Here is a 19201-nt window from a genome sequence, read left to right as displayed (position 1 = left end):
ATGATTGATAATTTAAAGTGGGTCATTGCTGTTTGGCTAACAGAAATTCAATTTCAATGACCGATTGGTTGTAACTGTCCAGTAAGTCCAGGTAAGTAGACCGGATGTTTAAAGCCCTGGTAAGTGCCTGGGAAAACTCGACATAACCAATCTCGCCTGCTTCATAAGCCTTTGTGGCATTGCCTGCAATGACACCGGCCAAAACCAAAGTTTTTTGTTCATATAAAGCCAGGCTCTGGCTCGCACTCTGGTAGGTATGCATGGCCTGCTGAAAACTGCCTATTAGCTGCACACGGGCAAGCTCCACCTGGTTCTGGGCCACCTTTTCATTGAGCTCCGAGGCTTTTATGCGTGCCTTGGAAGCACCACTAAAAACCGGGATCGACACGCCCAGCTGAACCCCCTGGAAACGCTTTCCGGCCCCATAAAAAACTTCGGTACCATTGATATTCTGTCCACCGATTAAAGATTGGTTGAAGTATCCTATGCTGAAATCAGGTAGCAGGCTGGTGCGTGCAAGAGCTGTAGACTGTTTTTCGATGGCAACCTGCTGGCTCAGGTACTGCAAATAGGGGTTTAAACCAATGCCCGATGTATCTGTCAGGAGCTGACCAAGATCACGTCTTTCCAGTGTATCGGTCTGGGCTTCCACCGGTCCGGCGCCATTGATCAATGTCTGCAGCTGCCGCTGTAAGACTAGCAAATTACCCTGGTTTTGAATGATCTGTGCCTGGATTTCACCCTGCTCACTTTCGGCTACCGAGTATTCAAGCTGGCTTGTTTCGCCAGTCTTAAAGCGCAGCGCTGCGGCCTTGACAAAACGGTCTGCCCGCAGCCCTTCGGCAATCAATAGCTGCTGCTGCTGCTTAAAGCGTACCTGCTGATAATAATTGCTTTTGATTTGCCGGACGAGCTCTGCCTTGGTCACTTCAAGCCGGGCTTGCGCGCCGTTAATCTGGGCAGACAACAGCGCTTTTCTTTTTGCGCCTACCTTTGGGTGGGGCAAACTTTGGGAAATATTAAACTGGTTATCGAACCGGTTGCTGTTGTATTGCCCTCCCATCCAGGAAAGATCCGTTTTTGCGATCTCCACAGAAGTACCAATCAATGAACGCTGGTAATCGATTTGGTAAATACCTGCTTTTACTTCCAGGTTTTTGCCGGTCGCTTCACTGATGGCTGTTTCCAGGGATATTTTCCGGCTTGCATGCGTGGAGTCCTGCGCCTTTACAGCTGGGGCAGAAAAAGTAATTGCACCAAAAACAAGCACAAGTGCCCCGGCCTGTTTCATTGCAGCACCGCCAAAACGCTTCTCGACAATCAGGTAGAGCACCGGCAGTACCAGCAGCGTCAATAATGTTGCCGACACAAGGCCCCCGATTACCACAGTCGCCAGTGGGCGCTGCACTTCCGCGCCAGAGCTATTAGACAAGGCCATCGGTAAAAATCCAAGTGATGCCACAAGTGCTGTCATCAATACCGGGCGCAAACGGGTTTCAGTACCTTGAAAAATGACCTGCTTTAAATCGGTCATCCCCTCCTTGCGCAGTGAGTTAAACTCTGCAATCAGCACAATGCCATTTAATACGGCCACGCCAAAAAGGGCGATAAAGCCGATGCCGGCTGAAATACTGAAAGGCATTCCCCGAAGTGAAAGGGCAATGATTCCACCAATTGCTGACAGCGGGATCGCTGAAAGGATCAAAAGGCTCTGACGAAGCGAGTTGAATGTAAAATAAAGCAGTACAAAGATCAGCAGCAGCGCGATGGGCACTGCAACACCCAAACGGGTGTTGGCTTCCTGCAAGTTTTGAAACTGGCCTCCATAGGTGGTATAATAACCCGTAGGCAATTTTATCTGGTTATCTATTTTAGTTTGAAGCTCCTTGACAATGCTTTCTACATCCCTGCCACGGACATTGAAAGCTACTGTTATGCGCCGCTTGGCGTCCTCCCTTTGGATCTGGTTAGCACCAGTTTTCATCTCTACGGTAGCGATCTGGCTCAGCGGGACTTGCTCCCCGTGCGGTGTGGTGACAAACAATCCCTGCACATCTTCAAGGGCTTGCCGGTTCTCGCTTTTTAGCCTGACTACCAGGTCATATCTTTTTTCACCTTCATAAACCAGGCCTGCACTGCTTCCTGCAAAGCCCGTATTGATGGTACGGTTCGCATCTTCAATGCTAATGCCAAACTGCGACATGCGGGCACGGTCGAAATTAACGACGATCTGTGGCAGGCCGCTGACTTCTTCCACATACAGATCTTCGGCCCCTTCAACAGAGGCGACCAGTTTGCCTATCTTCGCTGCCTGCTGGGCCAGGACATCCAGGTCTTCGCCAAAAATCTTAATGGCAACATCTTGCTTTACCCCTGAGATCAGCTCATTGAAACGCATCTGGATTGGCTGTTGAAAGCCAAATGTTACACCAGGGATGGTCTGGGTAAGGGTGGCCTGCATTTTCTCTGCGAGCTCCTCCCGCCCTTTGGCTTTTGTCCACATGGATCTTTCTTTTAATATGACCATTACATCAGCGGCTTCTACGGGCATAGGGTCTGTGGGTATCTCGGAAGCACCGATCTTGCCTACCACTTCCACGACTTCATCCGGAAAATTCTTTCGCAATACACCAGCCGCTTTCTGCACGGCGTCCACAGACTCGGAAAGCGAACTACCTGTCAGCACGCGCATTTCAACAGCAAAATCACCTTCGTCGAGCTGCGGGATAAACTCGCCACCCATATTCAAAAACATCCAAAGGCTGATTCCGAAAAGTCCCAGAGCACTCGCGACCACAATTACCCTTCTACGAAGTGCAAAGGCTAATGCAGGCAGGTAGAGCCGGTGAAAAAAGGCAATAATGCGGTCTGAAATATTGGGTTTATGCTCATTTTGCTTGCTTAAAAACAAAGCTGACACCATCGGCACGTAAGTCAGCGAAAGGATGAAAGCGCCCAGTATGGCAAAACTGACGGTTTGCGCCATGGGGCGGAACATCTTTCCTTCAATGCCTACCAGGGCAAGGATCGGCAGGTAAACGATCAGGATAATGATTTCACCAAATGCAGCTGAATTCCGGATCTTGGAGGCTGATTCATATACCTCGTTATCCATTTCCTGCTGGGAAAGCCGGTGGGTATATTTCTTTCCCATGATGTGGTGCAGGGTAGCTTCAACAATGATAACGGCACCATCGACAATCAAGCCAAAATCAATTGCGCCCAGGCTCATCAGGTTACCTGACACACCAAAAAGGTTCATCATACTTACCGCAAAAAGCATTGCCAGCGGGATTACCGAAGCAACTACAAGCCCGGCACGAAGGTTACCTAGCAGCAGGATCAGCACGAAAATGACAATAAGAGCGCCTTCGATCAGGTTTTTTGAAACGGTGCCAATGGCATTGTTGACCAGTTTGGTGCGGTCCAGGAAAGGCTCGATGACCACGCCTTCCGGAAGCGATTTGCTGATCTGCTCTATCCTTTCCTTTACATTGCCGATCACCTTGGCAGCGTTTGCTCCTTTAAGCATCAATACCAGCCCGCCTACCACTTCGCCTTCATCGTTGCGGGTCATTGCGCCATACCGCACGGCGGTGCCGTACTGCACCGTTGCGATATCGCGGATCAGTATGGGAAGACCGTTTGAAGTTTCTTTGACCTGGATACTTTCAATGTCTTTCAGGTTTGTGATCAGTCCCTCGCTTCTGATAAAATAGGCATTGGGCTTTTTGTCAATGTAAGCCCCGCCGGTATTTTGATTGTTGCGTTCAAGTGCCGAGAATATCTCAGCCATCGAGATCTGGGCACTTCTTAATTTGAAAGGGTCGATTGCTATCTCGTACTGCTTCAAAAAACCGCCAAAGCTGCTTACGTCTGCAATCCCTTCGGTGCCCAAAAGCTGCCTTCTGACAATCCAGTCCTGGATGCTCCGCAGCTCCATAGGTGGGTACTTCTTCTCGTACCCTTTTTTGGTGTGCAGGACATACTGGTATATTTCGCCAAGACCGGTTGTTACCGGCGCAAGCTCGGGCGATCCGGCGCCTGGCGGTATCTGCTCCATAGCACTTTGCAGGCGCTCTGAGACCTGCTGCCGCGCCCAATAAACATCAATATTATCTTTGAAAACGATGGTTACGACTGACAGTCCAAACCTTGAAATTGAGCGGATTTCCTCCGTGCTCGGGATGGTGGCCATGGCCGTCTCAACAGGAAACGTAACTAAACGTTCTACTTCCTGCGCGGCCAGGGAAGGGCTGCTTGTAATGATTTGTACCTGGTTATTGGTAATATCCGGCACGGCATCAATGGGCAGCTGAGTCAGCGAATAAATGCCCCAGGCGACAAGTGCCAGGGTAAATATGCCGATAACAAGCTTATTATGAATTGAAAAATGAATGACCTTATCTAACATCTGGACTTAGAATTAGTGTAGAATGAGCCTATAACCATGACTTAGAAGCCACAGCTATAAAGCAAACCATAAATAAATGGGTTACACTAAATCCTGGGAGGTTGCCAGATAGATGTCATCTCGCCGCCGTCGTTGCGAGCAGCGTAGGTAAAATCCGGGTCACTAAAAAAAGGGGTAGATGCTACTTCCGGCAAAGACATAACGGGGTCTTGGAGCGTTATGCCAGCACAGCATGCACAAATACAAAATGGGGAGCAAAGGTCAACAATGCCCTGATCCTGATGATCGGAATTTGTATTGAGGGTAGTGGTAGTTTGCTCATATGAGACACGCAATACTTCGTCCTGGCATGGAATGCAGGAAAGTACTACCGTGTAAAAAGCTAATATGCAAAGAGCTAATCTCATAATACTGCAAAATTAGCTCAATTAAAAGTGCAACAGGTAGGCAAAAACAAAATAAGATCTCAGCCATCTTTGTAGGTCTACTTGTGACCACCCATTGGATTCGTACTTCAGTGCCAAATGAAAAGCAAAAAGGTTATCCCAAATTCGTCTAATCGTAGCAAACCGGCGAAGTCTCCATACCGCTCATTCATGAAGGTTTCAAAACAACCAAGGCCGTCAGTTTTGATGATAATTCTTTATGGCATAATTGGATCTTTAATGGTAGCTGCGATCATTTTGAAGCTAAGGCACTATTTTATCGCCCATTGAGATAGCGTATGGCCTGCAGTTCGAGCCTATCGGCTCTTTTCGTATTAATAATAAAAAAGATGAAGCACTTGGGCGGCTTTGGTTTACCTCCCACAAGCACTGCAAACCGAAGTACAGTTTAACGTGCCTGTTGTTGAAACGATCATTATACAAAATGTTGTACTTTAAGCAATTAGAGATTATTTTCTTCCAAACAGATGATTACTTTAAAACCACCGTAAAAGCGAACTGCCCAAAATATCCGAAATTACACTTTACCAAATATGGTAAACGAGTGAAAATTGCGTTCCTCGTAGCGCATAGGAGTAATAATCAGGGTAGAGAACGAAAGTATTCAACGAATACGCGCTCGCGTACTTCAACCGTCCAGCGAAATGATGCACACACTCCACGGAGAGATGCTTGCCGATTCCGACGCCGATTCCAGCGAAGAAATTGAGCTGCCGATCCAGACTTGTATTGGGTTCCATATCAAAATCAGCATCTGCTTTATCAAAATCAACAGTTGCAGATTCTGAACTTCTAAATTCGTTATCGAACGAGCCATTAAGCAGTCGATTGGGCATAATCCCGACTTTAACGTAAGGCTTTATTGTTTTTGTAAACGGGGAAAACTGTATTGCTACCGGTACTTGCACCCGCTGAAATACATTTTCAAACCGTACTGTGTTGACGACCTGCCCGGTTCCAGGGGAATTAAATGTTGCAGTCCGAACACGCTCATCCCGGACCTGCTGCCATTCTACATCGACGGTAGCGGTGAAGTATTTCAGAAAACAATAACCTCCCCGAATACCAAAACCATAACTAGTTCCTGTCTTGTAAGTATCGTTGACCTCTGAATCAGGATAAGACACCTTATTGCGACCGCTTGACCCAATGCCCGCTTTCTGACCAAAGGTCCACTGAGATTTTTGCGCATAACAATGCTCAACCCCCATCAAGATCACGAACACTATTAGCAGTTGTTTCATGGCTGGTTTGTTTCGTAAGACATTTTGAAGCGTTAACCCGGTTGGACCACCTAATTCCAAGACAAACAATATTCATGAATCGTTGTAAATGGCTAAGGAACTCCAAATCCTTAAACCGACCGCAAAATCGAACATTTCGAAAAAGCGAACAGTATCTTATCAGTCTATGAAAATGAAGAAGGGGCAAGTACATTTGGTACCAACCCCTTTCCACACTTCCATTTTGGTGCTTGGCTAAACCGCTGACGCTGCATCAGCTGCCTTTGGTTTTCTACCGCGCGGCTTGCCGGTATACGGTTCTTTAGGAGCTTCCTCCCCTATCGCCAACTCGTAACCAATTACCCCTTCAGAATAGTTGAATATGGTAACTGTAAAAATGTGTTTTACCGCTTGGTAGTCTATACCACCCCGTTTTAAAATAACGGCAAGTGATATTCCTGAACCGCGACCTACCTTTGAAAATGCAAATGCCCCCTCTTGATCGTCGGTCGGGATCAGGTACAACGACTTTATTTTTCGTTTACCTTCAGCTGTGCCGACTTTGAAAAGAGCAGTATCTGGCTCAACCCCGATTTCTTCAAGGGTAGCTTTAGGGAAAACAAGCGTCCCTGTTTCAGAAATATAACCGGATGGCTTAGCCTTGGTCTTCACCGCCGCCTTTGAAACCGGCTCCGTATTATCCTCGGGAGAATAAAATTTGATCTGAGGTGTTTTCATCAAATATATGATATGTGAAAAAAATTGTATACGAAAATTGATTAGTCATTGCCCCTTCAAAAGATCCTAGGCCCAAAAGTTCCGTGTGGACAGTTCCGAGTTGGTTCCAACCTTTACCGGCCATGTGTGCTTTGAAGATAACCAGCCATTACTAAAAACAATGCGGTAAAACCAAAAAGTACGCTCAACAGGGTGACCCTAGTCTTGGTGAACGGCTGCCTGCTGGACCAGACCCGGTAAAAGGTCAGCATCAATACCAGGCCAGTTACCCCACCGGCGATAAAAAACAAGTCAGCCCATTTCAATCCTGTCATCCTTGTACTTTTTTAAGTTGTATAAATATTTTGACCCTTGTCTTGCGTCCTGTTTTCGTCTTAACATAAAATTCATTATGCGAATCCTGATTTACTCGGTTTTGTTCTATTTTTCATCAGTTCCCGGTGAAAAAAAGTTTTGTACTTTTCATATTCCCTTCGACCCAAAAGATAAGTCCCTCGTCTTTCTAAAATTCGTTTGATGCCCCTTTTCGTCAATAAATAAAAGCTTATCTCCGGCTACACAAATAGGCTAATAATCAGCTTACATTAATGGCCCAACCGAGGTCTGCGCTTCTGCTCATGTTGTGGTTGCTTCAACTGTTGTTCGATAAGCTGTTGGTTCTTTTCCAGTCTCGCCTGCAATTGCTTAGCGGTGAACCCAACATCCTGTCCTTTGATCGGAACGCCCTGATAGCTGTAACTGGAATATTTTAGTTTCCCCTCTTCTACTTTGTATTTGCACTCGATCCCTTTTTCTTTTAACCGCCGCTCTATTTCGTCGGGAGTGCCGGATTTCTCCTTTAATGCAGCCTTGATAGCCAGATTGATCATCTTCTGCGCGTCCTGCTGGTTAACTGCCACATGCCGCAATTTGCCCTCTTCTAGTTTTTCCAGTTTGGCAAAGCCCAACTCCTCGGTAATCTCTTTGCAGATCCGCACATTGCGCGCGTAATTGTGCGAAGTTTCAAGCGCCTTGCCACCATCCGTCGGCACGCGGTTGATATAGACATGGATATGCTGGTGCGGCTTGTCGTGGTGCTCGTATACAACCACCTGGTGGTCTCTGGGGTCAGCTCCCATCTTTTGGCAGTACCGGTTCGCCGTCTCGATCATTTGCTCACGCGTAGGTTTCTCTTCTGGCTTCCAGCTGATCGAGCTATGCCACACCGGCGTCTTGCAGCGGCTGTATGAAGCCTCCTGCTGCATCTCGGCCGCAATACCTTTCGGGTCACGGGAGACCACGTTATGCGCGATCAAAAGATCGGCTTTGTTCATGACCTCCTTTCCTTCCACGGTGTACCCTGCACCATAATGGATCGCCCCCGAAAAGTCAGATCCTATCGATGTTTTCGCGATCATGATTGTAGTACTTTTTTAAGTTGCTCCAATATATCAAGCAGTGGCCTTTCATTGAAGAATCCTTTGTTGGCATACGCAGCCAATTGGTTCAGATTAGTACCGATACCTTGAAGGTTCCGCTTTTCTTCCTTTTCGAAACGTGCCTTTACCTGGTGGCCAGCCCCTAGCCGACGCAGGTATTCCGACACGCTCAAGCCTGCCAGGACCGCGTTCGCCTTGATCTGCGTATGCTCCTGTTCGGTTACCCGGACAGGAATCATTTTACCTTTGTTTTCTCGGCCGGCTGCTCCGGCCTTGCGGGCTTCATAATGTGGGTTCTTCTTTTGTTCTTCCATAGCATAAAATTCAAAAACATGCCCGTGGCATGGGGGTTTGGGGCAGCGCCCCGGCAAGTCAAGGGAGGCACGACCGGTGTGTTTGTATGTGCAGATTCGAGCGAAGAGAAGAATTTGTATATACAAACACATGGCTTGCTTTATCACACAAATACAACGCTTAAACAAATATACTTCGTATGTAACCTATTTCTTACTTTTTTATCTTGATTTTTATGAATTCTGACTTTTCTGTCCTATTTTTGTTTTTTTGTTGTCTATCAGATGTAGTTTTGTTGTCCTATGAATAAAAAATACGTCATTCAGGCATTCGAAATGAAGCTCAAAGGCCGCTTCGATCTGCTAGCCAGGTTCTATGGCGATTACCTCTTTCAAATCCCCGCAAAGATCATCATACAACAGGTCAAAGATGAGCTCGGCATCGACATCAATGAAGACGCGATCTATAACCTTAATAGAAGAAGAAAAAACAGGCTCGTGACACTACAGGCATCGCCGCTACCTGCCACATCTCACGATGCAGGCGCGCCTCCCCCCCCCCTCCCTAAACAAAGTCATCCCTCTGCCCCACCCGAACAGGATTGGGGTTCAATCGTTGAAAATGCTACTAAACAACCAAAAAGGGAAAATGACAAAGGACTTGATTTCACTGATTTCTAACAATTGTATTTTATCAATAACTATCAACAATTAGCATGAAGCAGGTTAACCTGGTTTTACAGTCAAAGGGAGGGGTTGGAAAATCTCTTTTCATCTGGTTTGTTGCACAGAACCAGAAAGAAGAAAAAACAAATTTTATCGACCTGGACGAGTCTACTCAGACTTCGGTTGCCCGTCTTGGGACCGTCGTAGGTGATCAGCGCGTCCGGAGTTTTAAGATACTCAACGAGTACAAGAAGCTGGAACGCGAAAAGATCGTCGAGCTTTTTGAAGGTCTAGCTGGCGGAAAATCCGATAAATATTATATCGATTTTGGCGCTCCTGAATCAGCCGAATTTCTGCATCTTTTACAGCACGATGTGCCGGCAGATATCTTGCAGCAGGAGCTTGCTGCACTCGGGATCACGCTCCGCGTTTTTGTTATAGTGGCCGGCCGTGATGCACTCGCTTCCTGTGTCAATTATTACAACGCATTGATGACAGCGCTTGCCGGACAGTTCCCGCTCACAATGCTGGTCAATATGGGAACCTTTGGCGGGATAGAAACAGCTGAAAAAGCGGTCGGCAAATTAAAGGAGCTGGGTATAGAGCTAAAACAATTTGGCGACCTGGGCTCAGGAGGGGCAGTAAAAGATATCATCGATTTGATCTCCCAGCCGCAGCCGGACCCGGCCAGCTTGGGGTTGATGTCAAAGATCATGTATCGTAAGAAGCAGGAGGAAATCAAAGACATTATCAGCTGATGGAAGCGCGGCAAAAATTGAGTCAGGAGCGCCACCGACTGGCACTCCGCTTCGGCCTTTCAGAATCTGATATCGAGCCGGAACTCGTCCCGCTCATGCTCACTGTTGAGCAATCTATCAACAAGATAGACCAAGCAGCTGGCAAAATTAATGAAAGCGTTAAACCGGTAGTTTATAATAACCATTATGACCGTAACGCGTCCGCCTGGACTGCCTTGTGGGGTAATATTTCAACCGGCATTGCCCGGCATATTGTAGCCGTTCTGCTGGTTGTTTTATCGTTCCTTGTATGCTGTGTAGCAATATTCGTTATCAGAGACGCAATAGTGGATCAAAAAAAGGTCGAGCTGGCGGAAAAGCATTGGGAACGCATTAACAGATATTTTATCATTGATCAAAAGGGGAATTATTTCATTCCGAAAGAGAATTATGTGATTACCTCGGATAAAAAGGGTATCAAGCTTATTGGCAAGGAAGAATAATGTGAATTTGCATGCGCTGGAATGCAAACGTACCTCAGCGCATGCAAATTGATTGGATAGCTTTGCAGAGTGCTGGTTTATAGCTGAACCGCTTTAAGCAGAAACCATAATATTCAAATGCAGCAACTTAATTCGTTACAAGACCCATTCGGGTTTGACCTGTTTGTGAGCGTCGAAGTTTATGAAGAGATTATCCAGTCGTTGGCCGGGCTGTATTTTCAGCTGTGGTTCGCTGAGCAAAATAAACCACTACCATTAAGAAATTCAGATTTCGCGGCTGAGTGCCTGAAAAAGAGTCGGCAGATTCGGGCTTTAAGGCGGAATTACAAACTACATCAAATCGCCGAACGAGACGAAGCATCCGAGCACTATGCAAAAGAGTTAAAAACAGTTCGTGCAACCTATTTTTGAACAATATTACACGTGGCAAGTCTTCTGGTAGCTCCTAACTCCATTCGTCCAACGTAAACAAAAAGCAAGATGAAAAAATCGGATTCCCAGGAAGATAATCAGATCGGTACAACAGGCGAAATTGTGGACCTGTTTAACCGCGAGTTGACCGAAAGTGAATGGAACGCGTTGGCTGTTGTACACAGGATGTCCAATAGGCTGAAAATCGGTATTCGCTTCGATTGGGAACATTCGATAGACGTTCGATCACAATCAACATCACAGATCGTTGATGAAAGCGTCTTTCTTAGCAGAGTGACATCCATTTAAACGATACTATCATCAGTGCTTTTCATCTTTACTTCGGATGATTCGTTACCGTATTGATTCACAAACGATTAATAAGAAATTCATTGAAATCCACGACGGAATTATAGACATGCGAACAGTCTTCTGTAATCCCGCCGAAGTCGGCTAAAAATTGAGAAGTAGCTTTTTTGCCTGGCAAGTCATTATCCAGAAAAAGTTCAATTTTTGAATAATGGGAATTGAGAAGGACTTCGTTAGTCCGTTGCTGAAATGCAAGTGAATTCATGATTATAACATCGTCGTCAATGAGTTGCTCAAATTTGTGCACATCAATTCTCTGATAAAACGTCAACGCGGATAAAAAGTCCATAAAACCCTCAAAAACGGCGACGTTTCTCCCAAATTTACCCTTAACGACACTGATCCCTTTTCGGCCTACCGTGCTTTTAAACCAAGGATTGCGAATCTCATAACCTTGATGCTCGTTTTTCATGCCAGCAGCAAAATATTGTTTGCCGGATTGGCTGTTAATGAAATGAACTTCGACTAAGTAATTGCTGGCAATCAGAGGATCCAGCCGTCTAGTAACAGTGAGGTAATTTGAAAGGGCTGTCGTTTGCCCTAGCACCATAGAAAGCCGTTTAGTTTGAGTTAAAACGAGCGTTGGTTGTCTGTCAGAAACAACGACCTTATTTAACCCCTTCTTTGGCGAGTTGAATGCTGAATTTTCGGATTTATCTGAGTTTATTGCCAGACTAGATAATTGTTCGATAGCTCCGCGTACGTCAGTAGCGAAATAACGCATTGCAAAATCGATCACATTCCCGCCCCCCTCCGCAAAATCATTCCATATCCATATTCCAAGGTTCCCTCTGTACGTTGTATGAAACGACGCGCTTGTTTCGTCTCGAAATGGCGATAGGTACCAGAGCTCATGGCCATTCTTAAATGTTTTTAGTGGGTGATGCCCCAAAACTGCCAGAATGGCCGGAAGAGATAACCGTTTTGCTTCGGCAAGTTCCATAAGAATACTAAATCGATAGATTAATTTATAATATTATTTTCTTTTCACCAGTGAATTTTTAATGAACGGGTAAATGTTGAAAAGGTAAGATCTGCCATATATTATTTTTTATTTTTATTATATAATTAGTGCCAATACTCGACAGCAAAGTAGCCTGGACGGGTCCAGCGGCAATATTTATTGTGCCAATACTCGACAAGTGTGTTTATATTCGACAACGTAGACAACCCTTTCCACACGACCCGGACAACTACTCGACAGATACGTGCCAATACTCGACAGTTTGTGCCAATACTCGACAGTTATTGTCTCGTTATCCACAAGATTTGTGCCGATATTCGACAACAAATTGCAATTTATCCACGCGATCGTGACACTACTCGACTGCAGCGTGCCAAATCTCGACATTCAGCTATATTATTTAGCTAGCCGAGCTGGTTGTCCGCTCTTCAATCGAGATCTCTTTTTGCTGCAAATAAGTACTGAGATGTGCCAGAACTCGACAGCCAGGTTTTTATCGCCAGTGATTAGTTGCAAATGTGCCAATATTCGACAGCTATCACTGTTAAATGAGTTGACAGCAATAACTCTTTGCTGGGCTAGGATTTCATATGTAAATATATTGTTGAAAATCAGTCACTTCTGCGCACATACTCGTACATGCATTAAACACGATTTGTGCCAAAACTCGACACCAACATTATAATCCGTTTCAAAGGCCTTCAATCCATGTGCCAAAACTCGACACCAAGTCAGGAAATCAACCCTCCTTGTCTTATGTATTGCTTGGCCTGTATCTTGGTCATTTGCGCACTATATGCCTTGTTATATGCTGCTATCAAAACATCAACTTTTACATCAAGGTCCACCTTGTGATTGGTAAGCCAGCGCTGAAAATGATCCTTTTCGTCTTCAATAACTACATCAGAGTACATCAGCTTAAACCTCTTCTTCAAGTCCCTCACCAAAGAATTGTAAAATACGTGATCACCGTGATCCTCGGCCACAGGGGGTATTTGACTACTGGGAGCAAAATTTATTTCCACCCAGTATTCCTCCTGGTTAACTTTAGCTCGATCTGCTTTTACAAAGCGATAACTGAAAGGCATTGCATCTTTCTGCAAAAACAGATCGAGCATTCTCTTAACTGCCCGTTTCCGAAATCTGTTTTCCTCAACATCAACCTCAGCCAGATGTGCTAGGTAATCAACAGAAAATCTGGCTATTGTCTGATTTTGTGAAAGGCATTGATGTCGTGTACGTTGTAAGATTAGGTATAAACTCTTTCTTCCATCCCCTCCTCTACCCTTGCCAATCATCCGATAACCATTTGTTTCTAGCGTATAGTATCTACTAATGAATCCATCCATCCATTGATCAGAGATTCTTATCTCGTAAATTTTAACGGTATTGGAAGCACGATCCATGTTCAGCTTGATGTCCTTTAAGATTGGAAAGTTCTCGAGCTGTATAACCTCATCCTTAGTATTGACAGTGTAAGTTTTCGCAAATATGATATTCCGCTGAAGCATCAGGAAGAGTGAGTAGTCGAAAACGGAAACAAACTGATGCCCGTGATATTCGGGAACTACTGCTTTCGGATTACTAACAAAATATGGATGCCTCTTGGCAAGGTCCTGGCGATTGCGGCCGGTTTCTTTGCAGAAATCTTGAAGTGTGAACTTTGTATATCCGAACAAATCTCGCTTCATGTTTTTACTAACAAACACGATAAAGTCTTTAACGACTCCCGCGTCATCACCGAACGATGTTCTAATATCATTCAGATTGTCAGCAACACTCCTATCTATCCTACTGACAAAAAACTCGCCTTTTGAACCCTCATTCTCGTTTACCATCTGCTGTCCGGTTAAATTCACACATATTCTATCTTACAGAGATAAAAATGCCGAATAATACATAACTAGCTCATTTAAATGAATTTACGCAAAACATATAGTGCTATTTTTAGCACTATAATAAGCACTCTTAATAGCACTGTTTATTAGAGGAAGATACTTCTCCAAACAACGTTACTTTTTTTCCTTTTCAAGCTTCTCAAGTACCGCTTCAACGATCCAGTCATGTATACTTATTCCTGGCTTTGGCGATCCCGGCTTACGCGGTCGTTTCGATCTACGCTGGTCTATCTCGCTAAGTATTTGGCCGGTTAACCGGATGTTGATATGTTTAGGGGTTTCAAGGTCAGCAACAACAGTCGCTTCTTTCGTTGTTCTCCCTCCCTTATTTATAACTGCGTCAATTTCAGCTTCTGAAATTTTAGGCTTACGCGGTGGTGGTAGCGTGGCTGACATTTAATACATAGTTGAATAAGTCCTCTATTTCCTTGATTGCTTTTAAATCTGAGTTACTTCCTTCAAAAGCAGTTAACCCTTGGCCGGCAGCATTACTGATAGCCTTTCTATTACTTATTGGATAGGGCAAATACGTAAGTTGAGGGATTTGCGAGAGAGCTTCAGCGACATCCCGATTGTCCGCACTTCTGATATCAGCCCGACTCAAAAATGTGTAGGCGATTAATGGCTCAGCCCGAATACTTTGAATTTCATCGATCAGTTCAACGACCTTTGTAATTGTCCAGAGATCAAAGCTACGAGGAACGAACGGGATCATGGATACATCCGCAACTGAAAGAGCGGCCCGCTGGCTTGTAGTATCCCTTCCGCCTGTGTCAATAATAATGAACTCGTATTTGGATTTCATGGCCTCCACTTGCTTGCGAAGGTTAGCACCGGTCATATTGACTAATGTATAGCCCGTGTTTCCGAGAGTTTGCTCGCGCCAGGCCGTGAAGTCAGATGATGTTTCTTGATCATCGCCGTCGACGAGAAGGACGTCCCTTCCCTGTGAAGCCAGCCATCCGGCCATCGTGGTAGCAAGAGTGCTCTTCCCTACCCCACCTTTGATTGAATTAAAAGATATAACCACAGATTTCAATGTTAGATGTTGTGCTGCAATTAATGCATATTTTTACACAAAAACAAATGCAATTTTTAGTGCTAAAATTTGCACTAATTTAAGTTCATAAATAGCTGCTTACTAATTAGTTATAAAATATTCTTGTCGGATCAAAAGAATCTAACTATACATCACCCGAAGCTCTTAAACGTCGGGTTTACCAGATTTCGATTTCCCTGATCAATCCTTCTTTTCATAGTAATTCAAACTCGATAAGCTATCTGAGCCCAGGATAATGAGCGAATTATCAAACGAAAAGTGCAGCATGCGACGCCACGTTCTGAGCGCAAAGTAAGTACTAATTTAAGCACTATATTTAGCACTATATGTGACATCATTTTCAACACCGTTTTCAGCATGTAACTCAGCTAATTTTATAGCACTTATTTAAACACTGAAATAAGCACTCATTAAGGCACTGCTTCAAAATGCCGAAAAAGGCTCCGACGGCGGCAACGATCTGTCAGAAATACATTTGATTCGAAACAAGTCATCTCCATACCTAGTGGATAATTAGCACTAATAACAACACCATTTAAAGTATAACATAAAACACCATTTTAAACACTTTTTTTAGCACTAAAATAAGTACTGTTTTTTACACCAAAAAGAGGTGCAACCCTTATCCTAATGACTCAACTTCAATGTATTACGGTAATAAGGAAAATTTCTTTCACCAACCGTGCTGTCTTGTATATTAATGAGAAATGCTATTTGAGTCTATCCCTAGATACGTCATGGATTATAAAAATTGCCGACACCACTGAATTACATCCAAAACAACTTGATATATCAACTACTAACTTCTTAGTTATATGGTTTTGCTTACATTTAATGATGAATGCCGATCAATAGCGTATCGGCAGATGAATTTAGTAATAGCAGGGCAGGAGTGAGGTGAATCATCATACCCTGCAACTACCGTATTGCCACTGTACGCGAAAGTATGTAAAAATGGCTCCAACACCTCCAGACCACCAATACGAAAACGGCGTGAATAGATTATGTGCCAATACCCGACAGCATGATATGCATGAGAAAATCAGCCACATCGCAAAATGTATATCTTTGCCATATGGCTGAGCATCCTTCCAAACACGATACATTTCTTCGAACAATTATGGGTAACCGGCAAATTGCGCTGGATTACTTCCATGCTTGTCTACCGCCAAATGTCCTCGAAAAGCTAGATTTCTCCACCCTGCGGCAGCTCCCCGATACGTATGTATCGAAGGAGCTACAAAAGTCGATCTCGGATATCGTCTATGCATGCAAACGAGCCGGTGGGGTAGGGGAGATTAAAATTTCTCTTTTGATCGAGCACAAAAGCTACGTGGACAAATACACGCCTATCCAGATCGGCAGCTACATTTTCTCCGGCCTATTAAAGCAGATTGCGGACCGTGAGAAGCCATCACTAATTATTCCGATACTTCTCTATCACGGAAAAGCCCAGTGGGAATACAAAACGCTTTCGTCGCTCTTTGACGGACTGGAACCAGAATTCTCGCGGTTTGTGCCAGATTACCACTACGTGTTTAATAATCTTGGCGCGATCCCCGACGAGCAAATTCAGGAGCTACACAACAAGTTTCTGGCCGCATCATTGCTCGCAATGAAACATAGTGTGCTGAAAGACAGCCTTACCGACGTAATTCCTACAATACTAAAGCTGGCCGGTGAAATCGATAAGAACTTGCAAACCAGCCTGATTGTTTATACATTCGTGAACAGTGAACTAAGCGAGCAGCAAATCATTGAACTGACCACATCGCTACCAACTCAAATTAGAGCAACAGTTATGAGTACCTTAGATGTTTTTGTTGAGAAAGGTCGGAAGCAAAAGACCGAAAACGCTGTACGAAATCTCATCAAGCAATCTTTGCTAACCGACGAGCAGATAGCTTCTGCATTGGAGGTTACAGTTAAGTACGTAGCCGATATTCGCCGTCAAGGCACGGAAGCATAGGTATTCTCGGTTCTAATACACGGCTGCACGACGTAAATGTTTCCGAAAACATAGAAGCTTATACTAGTTATCATTACCATGGCCGTAGTTGCGAAGGAACTCTTCGAGTAATCCCGCATGAACAAACCTGTCAATGTTATCTTGAATAACCCTTTCCTCACCCATCAACAGTGCTACTCTATATCCCGCAAAGTTTATGTCACTATAAAAAGGTCGAAAGAGTACCATCCCGATACCTTGTACTATCTGGAGTGCTAGCTTTTGCCGTCGAAGCTGCACTATATTTTTCCATCCGGTATTGGCAGGGACCCAGAGAGGCCGCTTTCGTCTAGGGATCGGATTTATCTGGATCGGGGTTTGTTTATTTGTTGGTCGTTTAATTAACGGGTATGAACTGGGTATTGGCATCGGTAGGTATTTTGGTGATTTTGCTGGGTATAGCTATCTGGCGTTTCGGACTAGTCGGTTGGTTTAGCAATGTTCCTAAAGGCGGTGAAATCATTGACAAAGAGAAAGCGGCCAAACTTGGTGGGAGTTATTTAAGCCTGGTAGGAATGTGCTTCGTAGCTTTCGGATATGCTGTTGAAAATTTACCAGATCAAACGATCATGGTGATTGTAGCTTGCTATATTCCGGCCAACATGGTCGTATTGGTTTCGTACCTGGTGGCCCAAAGCAAGAATATGCGTAGATAAGGATAATCAGATTGACATTGAACGAGCATGGATAGGGAAATTAGCGTTAAATCTGTTTGGTTTCAGGATGAGAACATTTTTATCCAAACGAGATCCGGAGAAGAGCGAAGTCAGCCGCTAAAATGGTTCCCTAAACTCTTTAATGCTTCTTTGGCAGAGCGTCAGAAATTTGAGCTTTCCCCCTTCGGCATTCATTGGCCGGATCTGGATGAAGATTTGAGTTTTGAAGGCTTTTACACTTACTCGAAGCTCTGAAGTGATACGGCGAGAAGGTATTTGGGTAGGCTGGCTGTAAGTTCAACCGTGGTGGGTTATTATAACATCGCCTATCCCCAATGTAACACAACGCCCATTCTGCTATACAATGGAAGGGCCCGTTGGCATACAAAACGGTTCTTTCACTTTTTGAAGGAGCAAAAAGTAGATTGCAGGGCTAATAACAACGCAACCCGCACAAATTAGAATAACAGTTATGAACACGTTAGATGTTTTTATTGAGAAAGGCCGCAGACAGGGCATTGAAGAGGCTAAGCTGCAAAAAACGGAAACCATGGTGCGTAACCTGATCAAGCAATCAATACTTAATGACGATCAAATAGCTTCCGCCATAGAAGTTACTGTAAAATATGTAGCCGAGGTTCGTCGCCAGATCAGCGATGCCGATATACGCTAACAAAAATCGTTAGCCGTTTCCGGCCATTATTACATAGCAATTCCCACCTGAGTCACGGCATATAATGCTTTGATCCAAATGAAAATTTGTTTCTAAGCCACGTCTAGTCTCTATGGGATGTCTTTGTGCGGATTTTCTAAATCTGTCTCGGGAAAGGAGGGTTTCGTGAGATTGAAGTCATAAGTTCTATTTTCATCTGAATCCAACCTTCAGCTCAAAAATTGCATCTCCATCTTTAAATTCTTATATAAGATGAAGGCTTTACTCTATTTTCTTTTGATGGTGCTCGTTTGTTGCTGTAATAAATCGGAAGTTTCATTTGATACAAATAAATTGATTGGGACATGGAAACTACGATCGTCACCAGGCGCGTCCCAAATTCGATGGACATTCGACCCAAACAACCTTTATATAGCATCCGGCTCTTCAGGTACTTGTCGGTCAGCTGAAGGACAGCCGTGGGAGTATAGGGTGACAGGCAAAACCTTCTATGCGCGATATGTTGGAATATCGTACGGATTCATAACAATTCCCGATATCCGTTATCAAATTGCTGCACTTTCGGACAGCATACTTACTTTGGAGAATAGCGGCTCTGACAAACAACACTTCACCAAATGTAGGTAAGGTGGATATTCCGTTGAAGCTGACCCCGTACCGGGCATACTGACCCCTCTAATTTAGGTTCTGATCTGAGAGATTCTGATGGGCTGACAATTTTACC

The 19201-nt window shown here is 44.5% G+C and carries 19 protein-coding genes; 8 read left to right on the top strand and 11 right to left on the bottom strand.

Annotation, left to right across the window (positions count from 1 at the left end; genetic code table 11):
- Nucleotides 1-22 precede the first annotated feature (22 nt).
- From J2Y43_RS32950 to J2Y43_RS32925, 7 genes are all read right to left on the bottom strand, one after another.
- The gene (locus tag J2Y43_RS32950) at nucleotides 23-4414 is read right to left on the bottom strand and encodes a CusA/CzcA family heavy metal efflux RND transporter (RefSeq protein ID WP_309993597.1); all 4392 of its coding nucleotides are present in this window, start codon (nucleotides 4412-4414) and stop codon (nucleotides 23-25) included.
- Between the two features lie 86 nt (nucleotides 4415-4500).
- Complete coding sequence (locus J2Y43_RS33700) at nucleotides 4501-4821, bottom strand: DUF6660 family protein (RefSeq protein WP_409014532.1); 321 nt, start codon at nucleotides 4819-4821, stop codon at nucleotides 4501-4503.
- Between the two features lie 563 nt (nucleotides 4822-5384).
- A complete protein-coding gene (locus tag J2Y43_RS32945) occupies nucleotides 5385-6104 on the bottom strand; it encodes an outer membrane beta-barrel protein (protein WP_309993599.1) in 720 nt (239 codons plus the stop codon).
- Between the two features lie 234 nt (nucleotides 6105-6338).
- Nucleotides 6339-6821, bottom strand: a complete 483-nt coding sequence (locus tag J2Y43_RS32940; protein WP_309993601.1) for a hypothetical protein — start codon at nucleotides 6819-6821, stop codon at nucleotides 6339-6341.
- A gap of 113 nt (nucleotides 6822-6934) precedes the next feature.
- Entirely contained in the window at nucleotides 6935-7135 is a 201-nt protein-coding gene (locus tag J2Y43_RS32935) for a hypothetical protein (RefSeq protein WP_309993604.1), read from the bottom strand.
- A 270-nt stretch (nucleotides 7136-7405) separates the two neighbouring features.
- Entirely contained in the window at nucleotides 7406-8218 is an 813-nt protein-coding gene (locus J2Y43_RS32930; protein ID WP_309993606.1) for a relaxase/mobilization nuclease domain-containing protein, read from the bottom strand.
- Entirely contained in the window at nucleotides 8215-8553 is a 339-nt protein-coding gene (locus J2Y43_RS32925; RefSeq protein ID WP_309993609.1) for a plasmid mobilization protein, read from the bottom strand. Before J2Y43_RS32925 ends, J2Y43_RS32930 begins: the two co-directional genes overlap by 4 nt.
- Before the next feature lie 282 nt (nucleotides 8554-8835).
- Here J2Y43_RS32925 and J2Y43_RS32920 point away from each other — a divergent pair, with 282 nt between their 5' ends.
- The 4 genes from J2Y43_RS32920 to J2Y43_RS32905 all read left to right on the top strand — a co-directional run bounded on the left by J2Y43_RS32920 (nucleotide 8836) and on the right by J2Y43_RS32905 (nucleotide 10849).
- Nucleotides 8836-9213 carry a hypothetical protein gene (locus J2Y43_RS32920; RefSeq protein WP_309993612.1) on the top strand — a complete coding sequence of 126 codons (378 nt, stop codon included), beginning with the start codon at nucleotides 8836-8838 and terminating at the stop codon, nucleotides 9211-9213.
- Nucleotides 9214-9248: 35 nt separating this feature from the next.
- Nucleotides 9249-9956 (top strand): hypothetical protein, encoded by a 708-nt coding sequence (locus J2Y43_RS32915; RefSeq protein WP_309993615.1) that lies wholly within the window; start codon nucleotides 9249-9251, stop codon nucleotides 9954-9956.
- Nucleotides 9956-10438, top strand: coding sequence for a hypothetical protein (locus J2Y43_RS32910; RefSeq protein ID WP_309993618.1), 483 nt, complete (start codon nucleotides 9956-9958; stop codon nucleotides 10436-10438). Before J2Y43_RS32915 ends, J2Y43_RS32910 begins: the two co-directional genes overlap by 1 nt.
- A gap of 117 nt (nucleotides 10439-10555) precedes the next feature.
- A complete protein-coding gene (locus J2Y43_RS32905; protein WP_309993620.1) occupies nucleotides 10556-10849 on the top strand; it encodes a hypothetical protein in 294 nt (97 codons plus the stop codon).
- A gap of 367 nt (nucleotides 10850-11216) precedes the next feature.
- Here the strand turns inward: J2Y43_RS32905 and J2Y43_RS32900 are convergent, their stop codons facing one another.
- The 4 genes from J2Y43_RS32900 to J2Y43_RS32885 form a co-directional block, all read right to left on the bottom strand.
- Complete coding sequence (locus tag J2Y43_RS32900; RefSeq protein ID WP_309993623.1) at nucleotides 11217-12161, bottom strand: toprim domain-containing protein; 945 nt, start codon at nucleotides 12159-12161, stop codon at nucleotides 11217-11219.
- A gap of 752 nt (nucleotides 12162-12913) precedes the next feature.
- On the bottom strand, nucleotides 12914-14020 hold the full coding sequence (locus J2Y43_RS32895) for a hypothetical protein (protein ID WP_309993625.1): 1107 nt from the start codon (nucleotides 14018-14020) through the stop codon (nucleotides 12914-12916).
- A gap of 174 nt (nucleotides 14021-14194) precedes the next feature.
- Nucleotides 14195-14476, bottom strand: coding sequence for a hypothetical protein (locus J2Y43_RS32890; protein ID WP_291036867.1), 282 nt, complete (start codon nucleotides 14474-14476; stop codon nucleotides 14195-14197).
- Nucleotides 14448-15110: an AAA family ATPase gene (locus J2Y43_RS32885; RefSeq protein WP_309993640.1), complete on the bottom strand. Its 663-nt coding sequence runs from the start codon at nucleotides 15108-15110 to the stop codon at nucleotides 14448-14450. Before J2Y43_RS32885 ends, J2Y43_RS32890 begins: the two co-directional genes overlap by 29 nt.
- A 1105-nt stretch (nucleotides 15111-16215) precedes the next feature.
- Here J2Y43_RS32885 and J2Y43_RS32880 point away from each other — a divergent pair.
- The 4 genes from J2Y43_RS32880 to J2Y43_RS32865 all read left to right on the top strand — a co-directional run bounded on the left by J2Y43_RS32880 (nucleotide 16216) and on the right by J2Y43_RS32865 (nucleotide 18477).
- Nucleotides 16216-17109, top strand: coding sequence for an Rpn family recombination-promoting nuclease/putative transposase (locus tag J2Y43_RS32880; protein WP_309993629.1), 894 nt, complete (start codon nucleotides 16216-16218; stop codon nucleotides 17107-17109).
- Nucleotides 17110-17498: 389 nt separating this feature from the next.
- On the top strand, nucleotides 17499-17804 hold the full coding sequence (locus J2Y43_RS32875; RefSeq protein ID WP_309993631.1) for a hypothetical protein: 306 nt from the start codon (nucleotides 17499-17501) through the stop codon (nucleotides 17802-17804).
- Nucleotides 17805-17831: 27 nt separating this feature from the next.
- Nucleotides 17832-18059: a DUF2442 domain-containing protein gene (locus J2Y43_RS32870; protein WP_309993633.1), complete on the top strand. Its 228-nt coding sequence runs from the start codon at nucleotides 17832-17834 to the stop codon at nucleotides 18057-18059.
- 217 nt (nucleotides 18060-18276) lie between these two features.
- Nucleotides 18277-18477 (top strand): hypothetical protein, encoded by a 201-nt coding sequence (locus J2Y43_RS32865; protein WP_309993637.1) that lies wholly within the window; start codon nucleotides 18277-18279, stop codon nucleotides 18475-18477.
- The last annotated feature ends 724 nt before the right edge of the window (nucleotides 18478-19201 follow it).

The organism is Dyadobacter sp. BE31, assembly GCF_031457695.1.
Classification (GTDB): Bacteria; Bacteroidota; Bacteroidia; order Cytophagales; family Spirosomataceae; genus Dyadobacter.
This window is presented reverse-complemented; position numbering and strand designations above follow the sequence as displayed.

What these genes read in the sequence shown, in the direction of transcription:
- J2Y43_RS32950 (WP_309993597.1), bottom strand. Translation starts at nt 4,414, where the DNA reads ATGTTAGATAAGGTCATTCATTTTTCAATTCATAATAAGCTTGTTATC.
- J2Y43_RS33700 (WP_409014532.1), bottom strand. Translation starts at nt 4,821, where the DNA reads ATGAGATTAGCTCTTTGCATATTAGCTTTTTACACGGTAGTACTTTCC.
- J2Y43_RS32945 (WP_309993599.1), bottom strand. Translation starts at nt 6,104, where the DNA reads ATGAAACAACTGCTAATAGTGTTCGTGATCTTGATGGGGGTTGAGCAT.
- J2Y43_RS32940 (WP_309993601.1), bottom strand. Translation starts at nt 6,821, where the DNA reads ATGAAAACACCTCAGATCAAATTTTATTCTCCCGAGGATAATACGGAG.
- J2Y43_RS32935 (WP_309993604.1), bottom strand. Translation starts at nt 7,135, where the DNA reads ATGACAGGATTGAAATGGGCTGACTTGTTTTTTATCGCCGGTGGGGTA.
- J2Y43_RS32930 (WP_309993606.1), bottom strand. Translation starts at nt 8,218, where the DNA reads ATGATCGCGAAAACATCGATAGGATCTGACTTTTCGGGGGCGATCCAT.
- J2Y43_RS32925 (WP_309993609.1), bottom strand. Translation starts at nt 8,553, where the DNA reads ATGGAAGAACAAAAGAAGAACCCACATTATGAAGCCCGCAAGGCCGGA.
- J2Y43_RS32920 (WP_309993612.1), top strand. Translation starts at nt 8,836, where the DNA reads ATGAATAAAAAATACGTCATTCAGGCATTCGAAATGAAGCTCAAAGGC.
- J2Y43_RS32915 (WP_309993615.1), top strand. Translation starts at nt 9,249, where the DNA reads ATGAAGCAGGTTAACCTGGTTTTACAGTCAAAGGGAGGGGTTGGAAAA.
- J2Y43_RS32910 (WP_309993618.1), top strand. Translation starts at nt 9,956, where the DNA reads ATGGAAGCGCGGCAAAAATTGAGTCAGGAGCGCCACCGACTGGCACTC.
- J2Y43_RS32905 (WP_309993620.1), top strand. Translation starts at nt 10,556, where the DNA reads ATGCAGCAACTTAATTCGTTACAAGACCCATTCGGGTTTGACCTGTTT.
- J2Y43_RS32900 (WP_309993623.1), bottom strand. Translation starts at nt 12,161, where the DNA reads ATGGAACTTGCCGAAGCAAAACGGTTATCTCTTCCGGCCATTCTGGCA.
- J2Y43_RS32895 (WP_309993625.1), bottom strand. Translation starts at nt 14,020, where the DNA reads ATGGTAAACGAGAATGAGGGTTCAAAAGGCGAGTTTTTTGTCAGTAGG.
- J2Y43_RS32890 (WP_291036867.1), bottom strand. Translation starts at nt 14,476, where the DNA reads ATGTCAGCCACGCTACCACCACCGCGTAAGCCTAAAATTTCAGAAGCT.
- J2Y43_RS32880 (WP_309993629.1), top strand. Translation starts at nt 16,216, where the DNA reads ATGGCTGAGCATCCTTCCAAACACGATACATTTCTTCGAACAATTATG.
- J2Y43_RS32875 (WP_309993631.1), top strand. Translation starts at nt 17,499, where the DNA reads ATGAACTGGGTATTGGCATCGGTAGGTATTTTGGTGATTTTGCTGGGT.
- J2Y43_RS32870 (WP_309993633.1), top strand. Translation starts at nt 17,832, where the DNA reads ATGGATAGGGAAATTAGCGTTAAATCTGTTTGGTTTCAGGATGAGAAC.
- J2Y43_RS32865 (WP_309993637.1), top strand. Translation starts at nt 18,277, where the DNA reads ATGAACACGTTAGATGTTTTTATTGAGAAAGGCCGCAGACAGGGCATT.